This is a genomic window from Novilysobacter antarcticus, assembly GCF_019802285.1.
GTDB classification, from domain to species: Bacteria; Pseudomonadota; Gammaproteobacteria; order Xanthomonadales; family Xanthomonadaceae; genus Novilysobacter; species Novilysobacter antarcticus.
Genome location: NZ_JAIEUJ010000002.1, coordinates 272,790 through 292,596, shown reverse-complemented (window position 1 = coordinate 292,596; position 19,807 = coordinate 272,790). Strand labels below are relative to the sequence as shown.

Here is a 19,807-nt window from a genome sequence, read left to right as displayed (position 1 = left end):
ATGGCGATCGAGATCGAACGCAAGTTCCTGGTCACCGGCGATGGCTGGCGTGCGGCGGCGCATGCGGTGGTACCGATGGCGCAGGGCTACCTGAATGATCTGGCGGCGATGGATACCGGCGCGATGAAGGCCTCGGTGCGGGTGCGCATCGCTGGCGATGCCGCGCACCTCAATCTGAAGTCGCGCGAGCTTGGTCATACGCGTCAGGAGTTCGAATACCCGATCCCGGTGGCCGACGCGCGCGCGCTGCTGGCACTGTCGGTTGGCGGCCTGGTCGACAAACGTCGCCATCTTGTCCGGGTCGGCGGGCATTTGTGGGAAGTGGATGAGTTCCTCGGCGAAAACGCCGGTCTGGTGGTCGCCGAGATCGAACTGGCAGACCCTGGCGAGGCCTTCCAGCGACCCGACTGGCTGGGGGTCGAGGTCACCGACGAGTCGCGCTACTACAACCTTGCCCTGGCATCGCATCCTTATTCGCAGTGGTCGGCGGCGCATCGCATCGCGCCGGCCGCGCCATGATCCGCGTGACACCCGGCACCTGCCGCCTACCGATATTTCCCAGGAGTTGTCCATGCTCGTAATCGGCGTTGCCGGCACTGAACTTACCGCGCAGGAGCGCGACTGGCTGCAGCACGATGGCTGCGCCGGCGTGATCCTGTTCACCCGCAACTTTGCCTCGCGCGAGCAGGTGGATGAACTGGCCCGGGCGATCCGCGAAGCGGCGCCGCGACCGCAACTGATCTGTGTCGATCAGGAAGGCGGACGCGTCCAGCGTTTCCGCCAGGGCTACAGCGCACTGCCTTCGCTGGATGGTCTGGGTCGCGACTACGCGGCCGATCCGGCCGCCGCGCTGGTACGCGCACGCGAGCACGCGTGGCTGATGGCCAGCGAGATCAAGGCCAGCGGCATCGACCTGAGCTTCGCTCCGGTGGTGGACCTGGGTCGCGGCAACCGGGCTATTGGCAACCGCGCGTTCGACGCCGACCCTGAAGTGGTCGCCGCGCTCACTGTCGCCTACGTGGAAGGCATGCATCAGGCCGGCATGGCCGCCACGCTGAAACACTTCCCCGGCCACGGCTCGGTGCTGGAAGACACCCACTTCGACGACGCGGTGGATCCGCGCTCGCTGGAGGAGATGCGTGCGCTCGACCTGGTTCCATTCGCGGCCGGCATCAAGGCCCGCGCGGACGCGGTGATGATGGCGCACGTCGTCTATCCGCAGGTGGCTCCCGAGCCTGCGGGTTACTCGCGGCGCTGGATCGAGGACATCCTGCGCAAGGAGATGGGCTTCCGCGGCGTGGTGTTCTCCGACGACATCGGCATGGCGGCGGCGTTCTCCGCCGGCGGCGTCAAGGAGCGCGTCGACCTGCACCTGGATGCCGGGTGCGACGTGGTGCTGGTGTGCCACCCCGAGCTGGTGGATGAGGCGCTCAAGGCCGTGGAAGGCCGCAAGCTCAACACCATGGCGCTGACCGGCCTCATCGGCGGCGGCGCGATGGGCTGGGACAACCTGTTGGCCGACCAGCACTATCGGGACCGCCGTGACCGTCTTGGAGGCGTGGCGTGAGCGCGACACTGCGACAGGTCCTCGCCAACGCGGATGTGCTGTACGACCGCGCGGCGGTGGAGCACGCGATCGGCGCGATGGCCGATGCCATTCGCGTCGACTACACCGATGGCGTGGATACCCGGCCGGTGTACCTCACCGTGATGCACGGAGGTATGCCGTTTGCCTCCCAACTGGCCATGGAGCTCGGCGTTCGTGGTCTGGATCTGGAGTTCGACTACCTGCACGCCACGCGCTATCGCGGCGCGACCTCCGGCGGCGAGCTGGTGTGGAAGCATCGCCCGGCTACCCCGCTGCGCGGCCGCCGGGTGCTGCTTGTGGACGACATCTTCGACGAAGGCCTGACCATGGCGGCGATCGTGGAATGGTGCCTGGCCGAAGGCGCCGTTGACGTCCGCATCGCGGCCCTCGCGGTCAAACGCCACGAGCGCGCGATCACGCATCTGCAGGTGGATTACGTTGGACTTCAGGTGCCTGACCGTTACGTTTTCGGCTACGGCATGGACTATCAGGAGCAGGGTCGCAACCTGCCGGCGATCTACGCGATGAAGGATTGAGTGATGAGCGAATCGATTGAACTGGCGGTTATCGGCGGCACGGGCGTCTATGCGCTGGCCGAATTGCGTGGAATGGAAGCCCACTCGCGGGTGACGCCGTATGGCCAGCCCTCCGGTCCGGTGCGGGTGGGCCGCCTCGGCGGTCATCGCGTTGCCTTCCTGGCCCGCCATGGCGAAGGGCATTCCGTTCCGCCGCACCTGATCAACTACCGCGCAAACCTGTCGGCGTTGAAGTCGCTGGGGGCCAAGCGCGTGCTCGCCCTGAACACCGTTGGCGGTATCACTGCCGATTTCGGTCCCGGCGTGCTGGGCTGTCCGGACCAGTTGATCGACTACACCTGGGGACGGGTCTCGACCCTGTGCGAGGAGCCCGGGAGCGAGGTCCTGCACGTGGACTTCGGTGAGCCCTATACGCCGCAGTTGCGTCAGAGCGTGCTCGCTGCGGCGCGGCAGGCTGGCGTCGCCCTGGTGGACGGCGGTTGTTACGGCGCCACCCAGGGCCCGCGACTGGAAACCCGCGCCGAGATCAGCCGCATGCGCCGCGACGGCTGCGACCTGGTCGGCATGACCGGCATGCCCGAAGCCGGACTGGCGCGGGAGATGGGCCTGGACTACGCGTGCCTGGCCATCGTCGCCAACTGGGCGGCCGGCGCCGGTCCTGATGTCAGCGAAGTGATCACCCTGCAGGACGTGCTGGACAATGTCGCCAGCGCATCGGCGGGCTTGCCGGCCCTGCTGGAGGCGGTGATGGTCCAGTTGGCAGGGGAAAACGCGCGCTGACGGCCCGGATGTTGTAAAGCGGACGTTCAGTTTGCATACTCGGGCTACCCGCGATTGCGCTCGCAGCGCGGGTCACCACCCAGCCACGAGGTCATCAAGGATATGCAGTACGGCACTGTGAAATGGTTCAACGACGCCAAGGGATTTGGCTTCATTTCCCCTGAAGATGGAAGCGCGGACGTGTTCGCACACTTCTCCGCAATCAACGCGAAGGGCTTCCGTAGCCTTCAGGAAGGCCAACGCGTCAGCTACGAGCTGACCCAGGGACCGAAGGGCGCGCAGGCGTCCGACATCACCCCGGCCGAATAGCCGCGCCACGTGAGTCGAAAACCCCGCTTAGGCGGGGTTTTTTGTTGGCGTCACCGGACTTCGGCGATGCAAGCCGGGGGTGCGCTAGATTGGTCGGCAGGTCGCTACCGGAGACAGACATGGAGCCGTTGCCGCAGGCGTACGAGCCCGATCCTCCGTTTGAAACCCACCGGGTGGAAAACCAGCCGCCGCCATTCGGCCCGCGCGATTTGTGGCGCGATGACGTCGTGCTGCGCGATGCGTTGGCACGGGAACTGGCCCTCACGCAGCCGCCCTCCGGACCCGAGTCCGCCCAGGAGGGCCCGCACGCCGTCGCCAGCTACGCTGCGCTCGCGGGTGGTCCGGCGCTGGAGTGGGCCAACGACGCGCACCGCGACCGCCCGCGGCTGATCAGCCATGACCGCTTCGGCCACCGGATCGACCGCGTCGCCTTCCATCCGTCCTACCACTCGCTGATGGATGCGGCGATCCGGCACGGCGTCGCCGGCTGGTCCTGGCGGCACGATCAGCCAGGGGGACATGTGGTGCGTGCCGCGTTGAGCTACCTGCACCACCAGGTCGAACCGGGCACGAGTTGTCCGCTGACGATGACGCACGCGGGGGTGCCGGTGCTGCGACGCGAGCCCGCACTCGCGCAGTGGGCCGACAAGGCCGCGGCCCCGGCGTACGATCCGCGCGAGGTTCCGGTCGCCGACAAGGCCGGCGTCACCATCGGCATGGGCATGACCGAGAAACAGGGCGGCAGCGACGTGCGCGCCAACACCACCGCGGCAACGCCGCTGGCAGACGGCAGCGGCTACCGCCTGGTCGGCCACAAGTGGTTCCTGTCGGCACCGATGAGCGACGGCTTCCTGATGCTGGCGCAGGCGCCGGGCGGGCTGGGCTGCTTCCTCATGCCGCGAGTGCTGGATGACGGCAGCAAGAACGCGTTCCGGCTGATCCGGCTGAAGGACAAGCTGGGCGACTGGTCCAATGCCTCCTCGGAAATCGAGTTGTGCGGCGCGCTGGCATTCCCGGTTGGCGCGGAAGGGCGGGGCGTTGCGACCATCCTGGAGATGGTGATGCTGACCCGGCTGGACTGCCTGCTCGGCGGCGCCGCGCAGATGCGCATGGCGCTGGCCCGCGCGATCCACCACTGCCGCCACCGGCGCGCGTTCGGCAAGCGCCTGGTGGAGCAGCCCTTGATGGCGAACGTACTGGCGGACCTGGCGGTGGAGGCCGAGGCGGCGCTGGTGCTGGCGATGCGCATCGCACGTGCGGTCGATGCCGCTCCGCGCGACCCGGCCGAGGCGGCGCTGGCGCGGATCGGTACCGCCGTTGGCAAGTACTGGGTGTGCCGGCGCGCGCCGCCATTCGTCAACGAGGCCCAGGAATGCCTGGGTGGCAACGGCTATATCGAGGAGTCGCTCATGCCGCGCCTGTATCGGCAGGCGCCGTTGAACTCGATCTGGGAGGGCAGCGGCAACATCCAGTGTCTGGACGTGCTGCGCGCGTTGCAGCGCGAGCCCGCCACTGGCGCGGCGGTGTGGGCCGAACTCGTGGAGGCGGGCGATGGCGACGGCGCGTATCGCGACACCGTGGAAAGCCTGCGTGCCACGCTCACCCACGGGGCGGCGGTGGAGCCTGCCCAGGCGCGCCGGTTCGTGGAGCGTCTCGCCCTGGCGTTGCAGGCCGCCCTGTTGTTGCGCGCCGGCAGCCCCGCCGCACAGGCCTTTTGCCGCAGCCGGCTGGGCGGCGAGCACGGCCTGGCCATGGGCACCCTGCCGACCGGGGTGCCCATGGACGCGCTGATCGAGCGGGCGCTCCCGGCCCGGATCAGTACTTCAGGTTGAGCTTGACCCAGGCGGTGCGGCCCGGCTCGTTGATCCGGACCGGATCGGCCGGGTAGCCGAAGTCGGCGTTGCCGGCCAGGTTCAGATGTTCGCTGTAGGTGCGGTCAAAAACGTTGTCCACGCCGACCGTCAGCTGGGCCAGGCTGTTGAAGCGGTATCCACCATTAACCGCGAACGTCGCAAACCCTGCGCTCGGTCCCAGGTCCTGGCCGACCACGCTGCCCTGGGCCAAGGCGATCCGTTCCTGCGATGAGACCGCTCGCACCAGTGCTCCGAACGACCATCGGGTGTCCTCCCAGCCCAGCGACAAGCGCGCTTCCAGCGGCGGCATCTGCGGCAGCGCGGTACCCGCATCGCGGTTCTTGCCCCAGGAATGGGCAAGCGTACCGCCCAGGGTCCACTGTGCGGACGGCCGGTATTCCACGCCCAGTTCGCCGCCGTGGATGCGCGCGTCAATGTTGGACACCGAAGACATCGGTCCCATCATTCCGGCGCCGCCGTAGCGGAACAGGATGAAGTCGTCGACCCGGCCGGCGTAGGCGGACACCCAGGCATCCCAGGTTTTGCTGCGGTATTGCACGCCGACGTCCAGCTGGGTGGTCTTTTCCGTCTCCACCCCAGCGAAGGCGTTGGGCGTGCCGGCGGGGCCCATGTCCGGTGAGAACAGCTCCCAGTAATCGGGCATGCGTTCGGTATGGCCCAGGCCGGCGTACCAGGTGACCGGGTGATCGGTCAGGTCCTGCTCGAAGCGGATGAAGCCGGCGGAGAGGGTTTCGGTACGGCTGCTGCCGGCGGTGGGATTGGGCCGACCCATCGCGCCCAAGGTGGTGCGTTCGTCAGTCGCCCGCGCGCGGTCGGCGCGCAGGCCGGCAATGACGCGCTTGCCCTCGTCGGCACGCCAAGTGCCCTCGGCAAAAACGCCCAGGTTGCGGAAGCGCGCATCCACCGTCCACGGCTGAAGCTGGTAGGTATTCCGGCCGTGGCCGGAGCGGCGCCGGTGGCGGCTGTCCTGCGCATCCACGCCAGCGGTGACATCGACGCTTTCGCCCAGCCAGGTGGCGGCGGCGCGGCCGCCCATGGTGGTGCGCTCGACGTTGGACGCCATCGGCATCGGCATCGCGCCATCCGGGTTGGGCTGACGCAGGCTGTAGTTGTCCATGACGTGGTCGGCGCGGTTGTAGAACACGTTGGCCTCGATCGAGTCCAGCGCGCCGGAGAGGTTCTTCTTCTCCAGGCGCAGGCCGTAGCTGTCGCGCTTGAACTGCGAGCCGTCCATGCCGCGACCGGCATAACGTGCCTCGCCATCGCCGACGCCTGCCGTCGCTTCCAGCACCGTGTCGGCGTCCGGGGTCCAGCCCAAAGCAAGGTCGGCGTTCCACTTGTTCCATTCCGAGGCCACCGCGTTGCCGTCGCCGTCGCGGTAATCATTGGAGTCGGAGCGGTTGGCACTGATGCGCGCGTAGCCGGGTTGCGCGCCGAAGGTGGCATCGAGTACCTGGTCGTTGCGCCCGAACGACCCGCCCAGCAGGCTGCCGGCGAGCTTTACCGTCGGCTCGTCGAACTGCTCGCGGTCGCGCGAGAAGCGCACGGTACCGGCCGATGCGCCCGGTCCCCACAGGACGGTCTGCGGACCCTTGACCACGACCAGACTGTCGTAGGTTTCCGGGGACACGTAGGACATCGGATTGTCCATGCGGGAGGGGCAGGCACCCGGCATGGCGCCATCGTTGCTGAGCAGGTTCAGGCGTGATCCGAACATGCCGCGCAGCACGGGATCGCCATTGGTGCCGCCGTTGCGGATCGCGGTGAAGCCGGGAATGGTCTTCAGGTAGTCGGCGCCGTCGCTGGCCGGAACCGGCTGCCGCGGGAGTCGCGGGTCGGTCTCAAAGGTGAGCGCCGACACCGGCCGCGCGGAGGTGACCACCACCTGCTGGAAATCAAACGGATCGCGTGCGTCCGTGGCCGCGTCGGCGAGCACATCCGCGTGGGCAGGCAGGCAGGCAATTGCCGCCATGATGGCCAGCGACAGGCAGGAGGAAGGGGCCCGCAGCACGCGGGAGCGGAAAGGGGAAATGCGGAACATGGTCAAACTCCTGGCACCGGGGTGCGCGCGGCCATTGCCGCGGATGCGGGGTCGAGAACGGAGAAACAAAGGGGGGGCGGAGCTCAGGCCGTTATCGGCGGTCCGCGCGATCCCAGACCGGTCGGGTGCCGGTCCAATGCGGGGGTCCGGGTCGCCGGCAGCCGCACGGCGGTGCCTTGGACAGGCAACGCAGCCGGGAGGCCGGGAACCGGCAGGGCGGTCGTCCCGGACAGCAAGGGGCAGTACGCGCAATCATCGTCGGAACCGTGATGACCGTTGCCGGCAGCCGGCGGCACGTCGTTCGTATCGCGGGTGGTGTGCGCGTGCTCTTGCTCGTGCGCCCTCGCGATGGCGGAGGCCTCGGCGCCCGTCCTGTCGGTGTGCGCGCCATGGCTCATGTCGCCGCTGTTGGCGCTGTCGCCGCCGGTCAACGCCCCGGCTGGCATCACGTGCATCGGCATTGCCGATTGGCCCGCCAGGCGCCCAACGCTGGGCACCAGGGTCAACGCCAGGGTGGCGGCGAGCGCCCAGTGAGTCATCCAGCGGTGGAACAGGCGGCGGTTCATGTGCCGCTATTGTCAGCCACGCGCGCGACACCGTGCTGATCCAGGTCAAGTCGGACCATGCTAGGCCGTATGGTCGCGCAGGATCCGCGACAGCCGGCGTTGTCCTGGCAAGTGGTGGCGGGCTCCCGGAGGGACGGCAACAAGCAAATCACGTCGCCCGGTCTGCCAGCGCGACGACCTCGACGTCGTCCGTTTCCTGATCGGGAGCGGGATCGGCGATCGGTGACGGCGCGCAGGCGGGAACCTCGGAGGGAATGGCCACCTCGCGCGGGTCGGTCGGCAGCATCTTCGCGCTGCGCCAGCGGCCCCAGCGGTAGTAGGCCAGTGACATGACCATGGCCGAGGCGGCGCTGACCGGGAAGCTCCACCACACGGCGTCCACGCCCATCGACGGCTGCAGCACTTCCGCGAAAGGAACACGGATGCCCCACAGGGCGATGGCGAGGATCACCAGCGGCGGAATCACCGCACCGGTGGCACGGACCACGCCTGACACCACGAACGTCACGCCGAAGAACAGGAACGACCACACGCCGATGTGGTTCAGGTGGCGGGCGACTTCCATCGAGTCGCTGCCGTCGGGCAGGAACAGCGCGAAGCTGTAGCGGTCCAGCAGGATCAGCGGCGCGATCAGGGCCCCGGTCAGGAGGAAGTTGTAGCCGATGCCGGTGTGCGCGGTGGAATCCACGCGCTTCCAGTCGCCGGCACCGACGCTCTGGGCGGCGATGGAGGAGCAGGCGGCGCCGATCGCCATCGCCGGCATCTGAACGTAGGTCCACAGTTGCAGCGCCGCCCCGTACGCCGCCGCGGTGGCGATGCCGTAGGCGTTGACCATCGTCATCATCGCGATCATCGCCAGCGAGATCAGCACCATCTGCAGGCCCATCGGCACGCCTTTGACGACCAGCGCGCGCAGGATGGTCAGGTCAACGCGAAACAGGTGGGCGTCGGCTCGGCCGAGCCACAACGGATGGCGCTGGCGGCGAAGGTGCAAGAGCATCGCCAGCAGGCTGATGCCCTGGCCAACGACCGTCGCCGTGGCCGAACCGGAGATCCCCATCTCAGGGAACGGGCCGATACCGAAGATCAGCAGCGGGTTGAACACCACGTCCAGCACGACCGACAGCAGCAGGAAGCGGAAGGGGGTTCGCGAGTCGCCGACACCGCGCAGCGCCGCGGACACGAACGCGAACGCGTAGATGAACGGCATCGCCAGGAAGATCACCTTCAGGTAGCTCTCCGCCAGCGGCAGCGCCGCCGCCGGCGTGTCCATCAGCCGTAGCAGTGGCTCGGTGACGAACCATCCCGCCACCGCCAACAGCACCGACAGGCTGATGAAGAAGGTCGCGCTGGTGCCCATCACCCGGCGCGCCTGCGCGTTGTCGTGGGCGCCGGTGGCCTGGCCGATGAGGATCGTGGCGGCCATTCCGATGCCGAACACCGCGCCGATCAGGAAGAACATCACGTTGTTGGCGTTGGCCGTCGCGGTGAGCGCCGCCTCGCCGAGGAAGCGGCCGACCCAGATCGCGTTGATCGAACCATTCAGTGATTGCGCCGCGTTGCCGGCCATGATCGGCAGCGCGAACATGATCATTGTTCGGCCGACCGGACCTTCTGTCAGCAGGCGCACACTCTTGCCCTGTTTTTTGCTCATGCCTGCTCCCGGATCAGTGGGCAGCCTGCCGGGTGAAGCGTGAACCCGCCGCGATACGCCATCCGCCCGCCGTCCACCGAATTCAATCCAGGAACTGCAGCTTGGCCAGCTCGGCGTAGAGCCCGTCTTCGGCCAGCAGCTGGTCGTGGGTGCCCTCTGCGACGATGCGGCCGCGGTCCATCACCACGATCCGGTCCGCCTTGAGCACCGTTGCCAGCCGGTGCGCGATCACCAGCGTCGTGCGACCCTCCATGAGCGTGTCCAGGGCCTGCTGCACGGCACGCTCGCTCTGGGCGTCCAGCGCGCTGGTGGCCTCGTCCAGAAGCAGGATCGGCGCATCCTTGAGCAGGGCGCGGGCGATCGCGATGCGCTGTTGCTGGCCCCCCGACAGGCGTGCGCCGCGCTCGCCCAGCTCGGTGTCCAGACCTTCGGGCAGGGCGCTGATGAAGTCGCTGGCGTGGGCTGCCTGGACGGCGGCGGCGACCTCCGCGTCGCTGGCTTCCAGGCGGCCGTAGCGGATGTTGTCGCGCGCGGTGGTGGCGAAGATGCTGGGTTGCTGCGGCACCAGTGCGATGGCGCCGCGCAGGTCTGCCGGGTCGAACCGACGGATGTCGATGCCGTCCACGGTGATGCTGCCGTGGGCCGGATCGTGGAAGCGCAGCAGCATCGACAGCACGGTGCTCTTGCCTGCTCCGGACGGCCCCACCAGCGCCACCGTTTCTCCGGGATGCACATGCAGGCTGAAATCCTCCAGCGCCGGGTGGTCGGGTCGCATCGGATAGTGGAAAGTGACCCCCTCCAGCACGATGTCGCCACGCAGCGGCGCGGGCAGTGGCTCCGGATGCGCCGGCGCAGTAATGCTGGACTTCTCGGCGAGCAGCTCGCCGATCCGGCCCATGCCGCCGGCGGCACGCTGCACTTCGTTCCAGACCTCTGCCAGCGAGCCCACCGAGCCGCCTCCGATCATGGCGTACAGGACGAACTGGCCCAGCGTGCCGGCGCTCATCCGGCCTTCGGCGACATCGTGGGCCCCCGACCACAGCACCAGAGTGATCGCGCCGAAGATCAGCACGATTGCGATCGCGGTGACCCAGGCCTGGGCCTGGATTCGGCGCCGCGCCGTAGCCACGGCCACCTTCAGGGCGTCGCTGAAACGCCCCAGCTCGTAGGGCTCGCGCGCATGCGCCTGCACCGTGGAGACCGCGCCCAGGGTCTCGTTGGCCAGGGTGTTCGCATCGGCGACCCGGTCCTGGCTGTCGCGCGAGATTTTCTTCAGGCGACGTCCGCCGATCACGATCGGCAATACCGCCAGCGGGATCCCCACCAGCGCATACGCCGCCAGCTGCGGGCTGCTGACGAACAGCATCACGATGCTGCCCAGGAAGGTCACCACGCTGCGCAGGGCGACCGACATGCTGGTGGCGATCACGCCGCGTAGCAGTTCCGCGTCCGCGGTCAGGCGGGACACCAGTTCGCCGCTGCGGCTGCGGTCGTGGAAGCCGGCGTCCAGGCCGATCAGGTGCGAGTAGAGCCGGCCACGCAGGTCGGCCACCACCCGCTCCCCGAGCAGCGACACGAAGAAGAAGCGTGCCGCCGTGGCCAGCGCCAATGCGACCGCCACCGCGAAAAGCAGCATGAACGCCCGGTCGATCGCGCTGCCGCCGCCCTGGGCGAAGCCGCGGTCGATCATGGTCTTGAAAGCCACCGGCAGGCTCAGCGTTGCGGCCGACGAGCATGCAAGGGCGATCAGCCAGCCCGCAAACAGCCCGCGGTGGCGGCTGACGAACGGCCAGAGTGCCTTGAGGTTGCCGACGGCGGGCTTCGCCGTCGCTGTATCGGAGGGTGGCGCGGGTGCTGCGGAAGTGTCACTCATGGGCGGTATTGTCCGCTATCACGGCAGGTGCGTCGCGGAATCATCGCGTCGGGTCCGTATCTGGATCCTTGGTCGCCAGTCGCGCGCGGTCCCGCGTCGCATCGCGCAGCTGGGCGCCCAGCTCGTCCAGCTCGCTGGCTGGCAGCCGCAACCTCAGGTGCACGCCGGAGGCGGTGAACTGCTCGTCCAGCTTGTCGACCCCGTGCGCGGCCAGCGCGGCGTGGACCACGCCGGTATCGGCGAAACCGAACTGGAGCGTGCACTCCACATACTCGATGAGCGGCCGTCGCCGTGCGGTGCGCAGGCACTCCGCCGCGCAGCCGCCGTAGGCCCTGACCAGTCCGCCGGCGCCCAGGTTGATGCCACCGTACCAGCGCGTCACCACCACCACGGTCTGGTCGAGGCCCTGGCCGTCGATGGCCGAAAGGATGGGGCGCCCGGCCGTGCCGGCCGGCTCGCCGTCATCACTGGACCGGTACAACTCGCCGATTCGATAGGCCCAGCAGTTGTGGGTGGCGGCCGGATCGCGAACCTCGGCCACGAAGGCCAGCGCCGCCTCGGGCGAGTCCACCGGCGCCGCAAGCGCGAGGAAGCGGCTGTGCTTGACCTCGATCTCGTGGCTGGCACGGCCAGCCAGGGTGTAGCCGCACACTACAGGCGGCCTCGCCGGGAGCCCCGGACGTACGGCGGGGTCCCCTCGGGGCGGATACAGGGATGGATCTGGCGGCGCATGTGCTGCATGGCGTTCAGGGTAAGGCGGGTCCGCCCGCGCGGCAAAGAGCACCCCACACGTTGTAGGCGTCGCCGATCCGGCACCCGGGCCCACGTCGCGCTATTCTCCCTGCGTCAACCGGGGAGGAGCTGACAGTGCGCCACCACACCACGTCCATTGCGCACGCCCCAGCCGATCCCGCCGCGTTGCATCGCGAGGGCGGCGGCGAGTTGCTGCCGATGATCGACGCGACCCTGCCCCCCGGCTCGCGCCTGCATCTGCGCGCGCGCGGCGATTCCATACGCGGTGGATCCCTGCGTTCAAGTGCATCCGAGTGGGAGGAAGACGCCGGCGGCGCCCACCGCATTGAACTGGACTGGGACGGCGAACAGGGCGAGTCGGTACTGGTGGTTGAGCTGCCGCAGGCCATGACCGCCGCGCAGCGCACAGCCTGGATGGTGCTGGCCACGCGCACCATCGAGTTGCACCTGACCGCAGTGCGCGCGCGCGCCCGGGTCAAGGAGCTGGAGAAGTCGGAGCAGTTGCAGCAGGCGCTGTACGAGATCGCCGATCTCGCCGGCTCGACCCTGGAGCTGGCCGACATGCTGCAGCGGATCCATGGCGTGGTCGCCCGGCTCATGTACGCGGAAAACTTCTACATCGTCCTGTACGACGAAGCTGCCCAGACCTACCGGTTCCTGTACTTCGCTGACCAGATGGACACGTTCCGGCCGGACCCGGCGGTCGAGATTCCGGTGGACAGTGCTCCCAACAGCCTGACCATGGCGTTGATCCGTCACGGCGATGCGGTCTTCGGGTCCTCCGAGCTGGTGCGGCGGCGGCTGGGGGTGCCCCATGACCCCAAGCACGGCCCCGACAGCGCGGACTGGCTGGGCGTGACGATGCGCCGCGACGACAGCGTATGCGGCGCGATCGTGGTGCAGAGCTACGACCGGCCCGACTGTTACGGGACCGAGGAGCAGGCGCTGCTGGTGTTCGTCGCCCAGCACATCCTGACTGCACTGGACCGCCACCAGGCGCGCGAGGAGCTGGAACGGCGCGTCGAGGAGCGGACCAAGGCGTTGCAGCTGAGCAACCGCGACCTGCACTCGGAGATCCTTGAGCGCCAGCGCGCTGAAAGACTCCAGCGCGCCCTGTACCGCATCGCCGAGCTGTCCATCACCGCCGAGACGCTGGAGATCTTCTACGCGCAGGTGCACGCGGTGGTGAACGAACTGCTCGATGCGCGCAACTTCTACATCGCCCTGCTTTCCGAGGACGGGACGCGGCTGGAGTTTCCCTACTCGATCGACGAGCACGATGCCCACCGGGCGAGCCGACTGCTGGACTCGGGGATGACCGAGCACGTCCTCGAAACCGGGCGGGCGTTGCTGACCGACCCGCACCGCATGGCTGGCTTCCGCGGCCATGGCACAGTCGCCCATTGCTGGCTGGGGGTGCCGCTGTACCGCGACAACACCGTGGTTGGCGTGATCGCGGTGCAGAGTTACTCGCCGGAGGTCACGTTCACCACCCGCGACCAGGACCTGCTCAACTTCGTCGCCAACCACATCAGCATCGGGCTGACCCGCAAGCAGGAGCAGGAGCGCCTGGTGTTGGCGCACGCCGAGCTGGAGCAGCGGATCCATTCGCGCACGCGTGAACTGGCGATGGCCAACGCGGAGCTGCTGGAGCAGATCGGCGAGCGCATGCGTGCGGAGCAGCAACTGACCCACCAGGCGCGCCACGACGAGCTCACCGGACTGCCCAACCGCAGCCAGTTGCTCGATCACCTGGCCGTGGCGGTCACCAAGGCGCATGCCAGCGCGCGCCACAGGCCGGCGTTGGAAGACCCGTGCGGATTTGCCGTGCTGTTCCTGGACCTGGACCGGTTCAAGCTGATCAACGACAGCGTCGGCCATTCCGCCGGCGACGACCTGCTTGTCGAGGCCGGCAGGCGCATCGTCAGCGCCGTTCGCGACCACGATCTGGTGGCCCGCCTGGGAGGCGACGAGTTCGCCGTGCTGGTCAACGACATCGAGGGGGTGCACGTCGCCAAGAGCCTCGCCCAGCGCATCCTCCACTTGCTCGGCCAGGCCTACTGGATCGCCGGACGTGAGGTGTTCCCGTCCGCCAGCGTCGGCATCGTGATGTGGCAGCCGCGTTACCTGAGCGGTACCGACCTGCTGCGCGATGCCGATGCGGCGATGTACCGCGCCAAGGCCAGTGGCCGTGATCGTTGGGCCGTGTTCGACGAGGACATGCGCGAGGAGGCATCGCGCATCCTCGACCTGGAGGCCGACCTGCGCCGGGCCATCAACGGCGACAACTTCATTCCCTACTACCAGCCGATCATGAGTCTGGACGGCCTGCGCATCGTCGGCCACGAGGCGTTGCTGCGTTGGCGCCACCCGACCCGCGGCCTGCTCGCTCCCGGCGAGTTCATCGGCCTGGGCGAAGACAATGGCCTGATCGAGGAAGTCGACTGGCTGATGTACGCGCAGGTGATCACCCGGCTGTCGCGGGGTGTGGAGGGCTATGTGTCGGTCAACGTCTCGCCGCGCCACTTCCGCTCGGCGGATTTTGCCGAACGCCTGATGCGGCTGATCCACAACGCCGGCGCGAACCCGAACCAGTTGCGCATCGAGATCACCGAGGTGGCCCTGTTCGACGATATCGGGCGGACCCTGAGTACCCTGCACACGCTGCGCAGCCACGGCGTGCTGGCCCAGCTGGACGACTTCGGTACCGGCTATTCCGCACTCTCGTGCCTGCACCGCTTCCCGATCGAATGCCTGAAGATCGACCGCAGCTTCGTCGCCGGGTTGACCGGCGAGAAGCAGGCCGAGAGCATCGCCGTGGTGCGCGCGATCCAGGCGCTTGCAGGCACGCTCGGGATCCACACCATCGGCGAAGGCATCGAGACCGAGGCGCAGCGCGACATCCTTTTCGAGTTGGGCTGCGAGCGGGGGCAGGGCTATCTGCTCGGACGTCCCGCGCCGCAGATGCGGCTGGCGGCGATTGCCGACCCGGCTTAACCGAGGCGGCGACTGGCAACGCGCCGTGCGCGGCGCTCAGGAGTCGCGGATCACCAGCAGGCGGGTCTCGGTCATGTCCTGGATCGCGTAGCGCACGCCCTCGCGGCCGATCCCGGACTGCTTGACGCCTCCATAGGGCATGTTGTCGACGCGAAAGCTGGGGATGTCGCCAACAATGACGCCGCCGACGTCCAGCCGGTCCCAAGCGCGCATTGCGTGGTCCAGCCGGCCTGTGAACACGCCGGCCTGCAGGCCGAAATCGCTTTCATTGACCGCCGCCAGGGCGTCGTCGAAGTCTTCGAACGGCTCCATCAACGCGACCGGCCCGAAGGCCTCGCGGCGGTACAGATCGGCATCGCGGGCCACGCCTTCGAGCAACCACGCCGGCATGAGGTTTCCCTCGCGCTTTCCACCGACGAGCTTTTTCGCCCCCGCCTTGCGCGCGGCGGCAATCCACTCCTCCACCCGCTTGGCCGCGTCCTCGTCGATCATCGGTCCGATGAAGGTGTTCTCGTCGCGCGGGTCGCCGGCCGGCAGCTTGCCAATGGCTGTCTTGAGCTTCCGGCGCAGCGCGCCGTAGATCGAGGAGTGGGCGTGGATCCTCTGCACGCTGATGCAGCTCTGCCCGGACTGGTAATAGGCGCCCGACACCAGCCGCTCGACGATGGAATCCAGATCCCGGCCTGGTTCCGCGTCGACGATGCAGGCGGCGTTGCCACCCAGTTCCAGCACCACCTTCTTTCGGCCCGCCCGGGCCTTCATGTCCCATCCGATCAGGCCGCCGGTAAAGCTGAGCAGCGCTATGCGGTCGTCCTCGACCAGCGGCGCGGCGTCGTCGTTGGAGCAGGGCATGACCGAAAACGCGCCAGGCGGCAGGTCCGTCTCGGCCAGGACCTCGGCGATGATCAGCGCGCCGATCGGGGTCTTGGCGGTGGGCTTGAGCACGAACGGGCAACCCGCGGCGATCGCCGGGGCCACCTTGTGGGCGACCAGATTCAGGGGGAAGTTGAACGGCGTGATGAAGCTGCACACCCCGACCGGAACCTGCTTGCTCATGCCGCGATAGCCGCGGGTGCGCTCGGAGAGCTGCAACTCGATCACTTCGCCGCCGATGCGGGTGGCTTCTTCGGCGGCGACACGGAAAGTCTCGATCAGGCGGGTGACTTCACCGCGCGCATCCCGGATCGGTTTGCCGGCCTCGATGCACAGCACCTGCGCGAGTTCCTCATCGCGCTCCCGGAACCGCTTCACGCAGTGCTCGAGCACGTCGCGGCGGGCATCCGGCGTAAACGTGGCCATGGCCGTCCGCGCCTTGAACGCCGAGTCGATGGCCTGTTCGATCGCGGCGGCATCGGCAAGGGCGACCCGGGTGGCCGGTTTACCGGTGTACTTGTCGAGCACCACCAGATCGGTGTTGGCAGCGACCGGCTTGCCGGCAAGGTAATAGGGATAGGACTTTTTCAGCGTGGGCATGGGCACCTCCAGAGCGGAAGCATCGCCCATGCCCGGTTAAGGCAGGGTCGTGCGTTGGTGTCGCCTAGAACAGCAGCGACGACATGCGCCGGCGGTAGCGGCCCACCAGCGCGGTATCGTCGGTGATGCGGAAGGCATCGATCAGGGCGGTGCGGGGCAGGCCGCCGTCGAAGTTGCGGTCGCGCGCCAGCATCTCGATGAACTGCTCCATCGCCGCCTCCGGATTGCCGGCCACGATGTGCCGCGCGCCCAGCAGGTGGCGCGCGCGCAGGTCATCGGGATTCTCTGCCACTGAGCGCTGCAGCTCCTCCAGGGCAGGCGCGGCGTTGGCCAGGGCGATGAAGGCGAGCCGGGCACGCGCATCGACGGTGCGATCGTCGGTGGCCAGGTTGGCCGGCAGCCCCTCCAGCAGCCCGGCGGCTTCCTCGGCCTGGTCGGTCTTGAGCAGGGCGAGCGCCAGGTCCAGCCTCAGTTCCGCGTTGTCGGGTGAATCAGCGACGGCTGCGCGCAGCCGGCTAACCTCGGCCTGCGGATCGACCGGCGCCGGCGCGGCCTCGTCGGCGGCCACGGGCGCTTCGGCGGGCTCGACGCCGTGCTGTTTGAGGAACTCGCGGATCTGCCCTTCCGGCAGTACGCCTGGAAAGCCGTCGGCGATCTGGCCGCCCTTGACCAGGAACACGGTAGGAATTGAGCGCACCTGGAACGCCTCGGCCAGCTGCGGTTCCTGGTCGACCTCGACCTTGGCCAGGTCGAAGCTGCCGTGGTACTCGGCGGCCAGCTTTTCCAGCACCGGACCCAACTGCTTGCACGGCTCGCACCACGGCGCCCAGAAGTCGACCAGAACCGGGGTCTGCATCGACTTCTGCAGGACTTCGGCTTCAAAACCGGCTGTGGTGGCGTCGAACACGTGACGGGCGGGCAGGGCGTCGGGCAGTACAGGCATCGGGCTACTCGCAGATGAAGTTCACAGGCCTAGATGGGTGCGGCGCAGCGGATTCCAACCGGATGTAAAACATAGTTGACATTGCGCGGTCTGGATGTAATGTCAACCGTACATTTAGTCAGGCGGAAAAGACATCATGATCCTGAATCGTTGGAGCGGCCTCGGCTTGCTGTTGTTGGCAATGTTCGCGCTGTGGTTGTTGCTCGCCGGCCCGCAGTCGCTGCTGGGGCTGGATACCGGCCACGTCGGCATGGTTCTCCTGATCACCACCGCATGGGTCTCGCTGTTCGCCGTCAGCCGCCTGCCGCGAGACGCGGTGGCCGAGGCCGCCTCGCCGGGCGAGTGGAACGCGTGGATCGGCACCGTGTTCATGGCCGCCGCGGTTGCCTATCTGGTCTCGAACGTTGACGCCTTCAGGGCGGCAACCGTCTGGAACGATCCCGTGACGGGCCGGGTCGTGCGCAATCTGGTCGCGTTGCTGATCGCCTGGAGCGTGCTGCGCGGGGTCCTGGCGAGGCGATGGAGCGAGGCGGTGGCCGAAGACGAGCGTGACCGCGAGATCGCGTCCAAGGCTGTGGCATGGGCGCGCTTCGGTCTGTTCGCATTCTGCGTCGGTGTGGCGGGTGTACTTGGGCTGTCGCCCCAGGACCGTCTGCAGTGGGCCAGTCACTTGGCGGTGGCTAACCTGTTGATCCTCGGCCTGATGCTCAGCTGCCTGTTGGAGTACTTCGGGACGGCAATCTACTACTGGCGCGACCGGCACTGAGGCGCGGCAGCATGGCGTCCACCCCGGTCCGGAACACCATCCGCGCGCTGCGGTTCGCCCGCGGCGAGATGACGCAGCAGGCTTTGGCCGAAGCATGCGGCGTGACCCGGCAGACAATCATCGCGCTGGAGGCGGGGAAGTACGCTCCGTCGCTGGAACTCGCGTTCCGGATCGCGCACGCGTTCGATGTCGGCATCGACGAGGTTTTCCAGTGGCCGCGCAACCCGTGAGAGTTGCGCCACGTGCCATGGGATGCGAACGCAGCGGCGCTCCGCGTCTCTAGGCATCCGGCTGCTTGTAGATCACGCCGTCCTTCATCACGAAGCTGACATCCAGCACCCGGGTGATGTCGTCAACCGGGTCGCCTTGCACGGCGATGATGTCGGCCCGCTTGCCGCTTTCGATCACGCCTTGGTCGTCGACGCCGAGCACCTCGGCGGCGCGGATCGTGGCCATCTGCAGGGCCACCGCGGCAGGCACGCCGGCTTCGGTCAGGTAAACGAACTCTCGCGCGTTGTCGCCGTGCGGGCCAACGCCCATGTCGGTGCCGAAGGCCATTTTCACGCCGGACCGGTACGCCTTGCCGGCAGTCGCCTGGATCAACGCGCCGATCTTCTCCGCCTTTGGCCGGACCACCGCGGGGAAGTAGCCGTCGATCTTCGCCTTGTCGGCCACGAACCGGCCTGCGTAGATCGTCGGGATGTACCAGGTCCCCTTGCGCTTCATCAGCGCCATCACCTCGTCGCTCATGTACGTGCCGTGCTCGATGCTGGTGACGCCGGCCTCGACCGCGCGGCGCATCCCTTCCTCGCCATGGGCGTGGGCGGCCACCCGATAGCCGTAGTCCCTGGCGGTGTCGACGATGGCCTGGATCTCGTCGACCCGGAACTGTGGCGCGTCACCGGACTTGGCGTAGGACAGCACGCCACCGGTGGCGGTGATCTTGATCACGTCGCTGCCGTCCTTGTAATGCTGGCGCACCGCCTGGCGCGCATCGTCGACCGAGTTGATCACGCCCTGCGTCGGACCGGGTGGTCCGATCAGGTGCGACAGCGCGGAGTTGTACCCGTTGGTGGGGTCGGCGTGGCCGCCGGTGGTCGCAATCGACTTTCCCGCCGCCCAGATCCGCGGGCCGTCCACCAGTCCCTGGTTGATCGCATCGCGCAGGTGCGGGGAGACCTCGCCGCCCAGATCGCGGACGCTGGTGAAGCCGGCCAGCAACGTCTGCCGTGCGTAGCCGACCGCGCGGAAAGCGTAGTCGACATCGTCCAGCCGGAAGCCTTCAGAGTAGCTGTCCGGGCTGGACTGGCTGCCCAGATGCACGTGCAGGTCGGTCCAGCCGGGCATGCAGGTGTGGCCGGACAGATCGACGTCGGTGACGCCGACGACACTGGCATTGCCGCCGCTGACGATCCGCTCAACGCGGCCATCCCGCACGAGCACCGTGTGGGGACCCAGGACCTTGCCGGCGCGGCTGTCGAACAGTTTTCCGCAGTGCAGGGCGCTGGCGCCATCGGCGGCGTGGGTGGTCAAGGGCAGCAAGGCAATGGCGAGCAGGGCGCAGGAAATGCGAATCGGCACGGCGGTATCCCGTTGGCGGAGGTTGGATCGATTGAAGCACACGCATGCACGACGCGCGTGGCGCGAAAGACCC

Annotated in this window: 17 protein-coding genes; 9 read left to right on the top strand and 8 right to left on the bottom strand. The window is 68.0% G+C overall.

The window, feature by feature from the left end:
• The 6 genes from KZ491_RS06050 to KZ491_RS06025 all read left to right on the top strand — a co-directional run bounded on the left by KZ491_RS06050 (nt 1) and on the right by KZ491_RS06025 (nt 5,045).
• Entirely contained in the window at nt 1-519 is a 519-nt protein-coding gene (locus KZ491_RS06050; protein ID WP_222564973.1) for a CYTH domain-containing protein, read from the top strand.
• Nucleotides 520-571: 52 nt separating this feature from the next.
• Nucleotides 572-1,567 carry a beta-N-acetylhexosaminidase gene (gene nagZ / locus KZ491_RS06045; RefSeq protein WP_222564972.1) on the top strand — a complete coding sequence of 332 codons (996 nt, stop codon included), beginning with the start codon at nt 572-574 and terminating at the stop codon, nt 1,565-1,567.
• Complete coding sequence (locus tag KZ491_RS06040) at nt 1,564-2,124, top strand: hypoxanthine-guanine phosphoribosyltransferase (RefSeq protein ID WP_043957322.1); 561 nt, start codon at nt 1,564-1,566, stop codon at nt 2,122-2,124. Before nagZ ends, KZ491_RS06040 begins: the two co-directional genes overlap by 4 nt.
• Nucleotides 2,125-2,127: 3 nt before the next feature.
• Nucleotides 2,128-2,904 carry an S-methyl-5'-thioinosine phosphorylase gene (locus KZ491_RS06035; RefSeq protein WP_246606590.1) on the top strand — a complete coding sequence of 259 codons (777 nt, stop codon included), beginning with the start codon at nt 2,128-2,130 and terminating at the stop codon, nt 2,902-2,904.
• A 102-nt stretch (nt 2,905-3,006) separates the two neighbouring features.
• The gene (locus tag KZ491_RS06030; protein ID WP_043957320.1) at nt 3,007-3,213 is read left to right on the top strand and encodes a cold-shock protein; all 207 of its coding nucleotides are present in this window, start codon (nt 3,007-3,009) and stop codon (nt 3,211-3,213) included.
• Between the two features lie 119 nt (nt 3,214-3,332).
• The gene (locus tag KZ491_RS06025; RefSeq protein ID WP_222564970.1) at nt 3,333-5,045 is read left to right on the top strand and encodes an acyl-CoA dehydrogenase family protein; all 1,713 of its coding nucleotides are present in this window, start codon (nt 3,333-3,335) and stop codon (nt 5,043-5,045) included.
• Here KZ491_RS06025 and KZ491_RS06020 read toward each other — a convergent pair.
• The 5 genes from KZ491_RS06020 to KZ491_RS06000 form a co-directional block, all read right to left on the bottom strand.
• Complete coding sequence (locus KZ491_RS06020; protein ID WP_246606588.1) at nt 5,029-7,128, bottom strand: TonB-dependent copper receptor; 2,100 nt, start codon at nt 7,126-7,128, stop codon at nt 5,029-5,031. The genes KZ491_RS06025 and KZ491_RS06020 overlap by 17 nt on opposite strands.
• 83 nt (nt 7,129-7,211) lie before the next feature.
• Nucleotides 7,212-7,694, bottom strand: a complete 483-nt coding sequence (locus KZ491_RS06015; RefSeq protein WP_222564969.1) for a DUF2946 family protein — start codon at nt 7,692-7,694, stop codon at nt 7,212-7,214.
• 148 nt (nt 7,695-7,842) lie between these two features.
• Entirely contained in the window at nt 7,843-9,348 is a 1,506-nt protein-coding gene (locus KZ491_RS06010; protein ID WP_222564968.1) for an MATE family efflux transporter, read from the bottom strand.
• Nucleotides 9,349-9,430: 82 nt separating this feature from the next.
• Nucleotides 9,431-11,221, bottom strand: a complete 1,791-nt coding sequence (locus tag KZ491_RS06005; protein WP_222564967.1) for an ABC transporter transmembrane domain-containing protein — start codon at nt 11,219-11,221, stop codon at nt 9,431-9,433.
• Between the two features lie 40 nt (nt 11,222-11,261).
• Nucleotides 11,262-11,873: an IMPACT family protein gene (locus KZ491_RS06000; protein ID WP_222564966.1), complete on the bottom strand. Its 612-nt coding sequence runs from the start codon at nt 11,871-11,873 to the stop codon at nt 11,262-11,264.
• A 215-nt stretch (nt 11,874-12,088) separates the two neighbouring features.
• Between KZ491_RS06000 and KZ491_RS05995 the strand changes: the two genes are divergently transcribed.
• Nucleotides 12,089-14,971, top strand: a complete 2,883-nt coding sequence (locus tag KZ491_RS05995) for a putative bifunctional diguanylate cyclase/phosphodiesterase (protein WP_343225564.1) — start codon at nt 12,089-12,091, stop codon at nt 14,969-14,971.
• Nucleotides 14,972-15,007: 36 nt separating this feature from the next.
• On the opposite strand, the gene KZ491_RS05990 is transcribed toward KZ491_RS05995, so the two are convergent.
• Together KZ491_RS05990 and trxA are read right to left on the bottom strand one after the other, a co-directional pair.
• Nucleotides 15,008-16,444 (bottom strand): aldehyde dehydrogenase family protein, encoded by a 1,437-nt coding sequence (locus KZ491_RS05990; protein WP_222564965.1) that lies wholly within the window; start codon nt 16,442-16,444, stop codon nt 15,008-15,010.
• 64 nt (nt 16,445-16,508) lie between these two features.
• The gene (trxA, locus tag KZ491_RS05985) at nt 16,509-17,387 is read right to left on the bottom strand and encodes a thioredoxin (protein WP_222564964.1); all 879 of its coding nucleotides are present in this window, start codon (nt 17,385-17,387) and stop codon (nt 16,509-16,511) included.
• A 136-nt stretch (nt 17,388-17,523) separates the two neighbouring features.
• Between trxA and KZ491_RS05980 the strand changes: the two genes are divergently transcribed.
• Nucleotides 17,524-18,153, top strand: a complete 630-nt coding sequence (locus KZ491_RS05980; RefSeq protein ID WP_222564963.1) for a hypothetical protein — start codon at nt 17,524-17,526, stop codon at nt 18,151-18,153.
• A gap of 11 nt (nt 18,154-18,164) precedes the next feature.
• Nucleotides 18,165-18,383, top strand: coding sequence for a helix-turn-helix transcriptional regulator (locus tag KZ491_RS05975; protein WP_222564962.1), 219 nt, complete (start codon nt 18,165-18,167; stop codon nt 18,381-18,383).
• A 49-nt stretch (nt 18,384-18,432) separates the two neighbouring features.
• Here the strand turns inward: KZ491_RS05975 and KZ491_RS05970 are convergent, their stop codons facing one another.
• On the bottom strand, nt 18,433-19,734 hold the full coding sequence (locus KZ491_RS05970; protein WP_222564961.1) for a metal-dependent hydrolase family protein: 1,302 nt from the start codon (nt 19,732-19,734) through the stop codon (nt 18,433-18,435).
• Between the last annotated feature and the right edge of the window lie 73 nt (nt 19,735-19,807).

Bases quoted from the DNA above. Each gene is read 5' to 3' on its own strand.
- KZ491_RS06050 (WP_222564973.1), top strand. From the start codon at position 1: ATGGCGATCGAGATCGAACGCAAGTTCCTGGTCACCGGCGATGGCTGG.
- nagZ (WP_222564972.1), top strand. From the start codon at position 572: ATGCTCGTAATCGGCGTTGCCGGCACTGAACTTACCGCGCAGGAGCGC.
- KZ491_RS06035 (WP_246606590.1), top strand. From the start codon at position 2,128: ATGAGCGAATCGATTGAACTGGCGGTTATCGGCGGCACGGGCGTCTAT.
- KZ491_RS06030 (WP_043957320.1), top strand. From the start codon at position 3,007: ATGCAGTACGGCACTGTGAAATGGTTCAACGACGCCAAGGGATTTGGC.
- KZ491_RS06025 (WP_222564970.1), top strand. From the start codon at position 3,333: ATGGAGCCGTTGCCGCAGGCGTACGAGCCCGATCCTCCGTTTGAAACC.
- KZ491_RS06020 (WP_246606588.1), bottom strand. From the start codon at position 7,128: ATGTTCCGCATTTCCCCTTTCCGCTCCCGCGTGCTGCGGGCCCCTTCC.
- KZ491_RS06015 (WP_222564969.1), bottom strand. From the start codon at position 7,694: ATGAACCGCCGCCTGTTCCACCGCTGGATGACTCACTGGGCGCTCGCC.
- KZ491_RS06010 (WP_222564968.1), bottom strand. From the start codon at position 9,348: ATGAGCAAAAAACAGGGCAAGAGTGTGCGCCTGCTGACAGAAGGTCCG.
- KZ491_RS06005 (WP_222564967.1), bottom strand. From the start codon at position 11,221: ATGAGTGACACTTCCGCAGCACCCGCGCCACCCTCCGATACAGCGACG.
- KZ491_RS05990 (WP_222564965.1), bottom strand. From the start codon at position 16,444: ATGCCCACGCTGAAAAAGTCCTATCCCTATTACCTTGCCGGCAAGCCG.
- trxA (WP_222564964.1), bottom strand. From the start codon at position 17,387: ATGCCTGTACTGCCCGACGCCCTGCCCGCCCGTCACGTGTTCGACGCC.
- KZ491_RS05980 (WP_222564963.1), top strand. From the start codon at position 17,524: ATGATCCTGAATCGTTGGAGCGGCCTCGGCTTGCTGTTGTTGGCAATG.
- KZ491_RS05975 (WP_222564962.1), top strand. From the start codon at position 18,165: ATGGCGTCCACCCCGGTCCGGAACACCATCCGCGCGCTGCGGTTCGCC.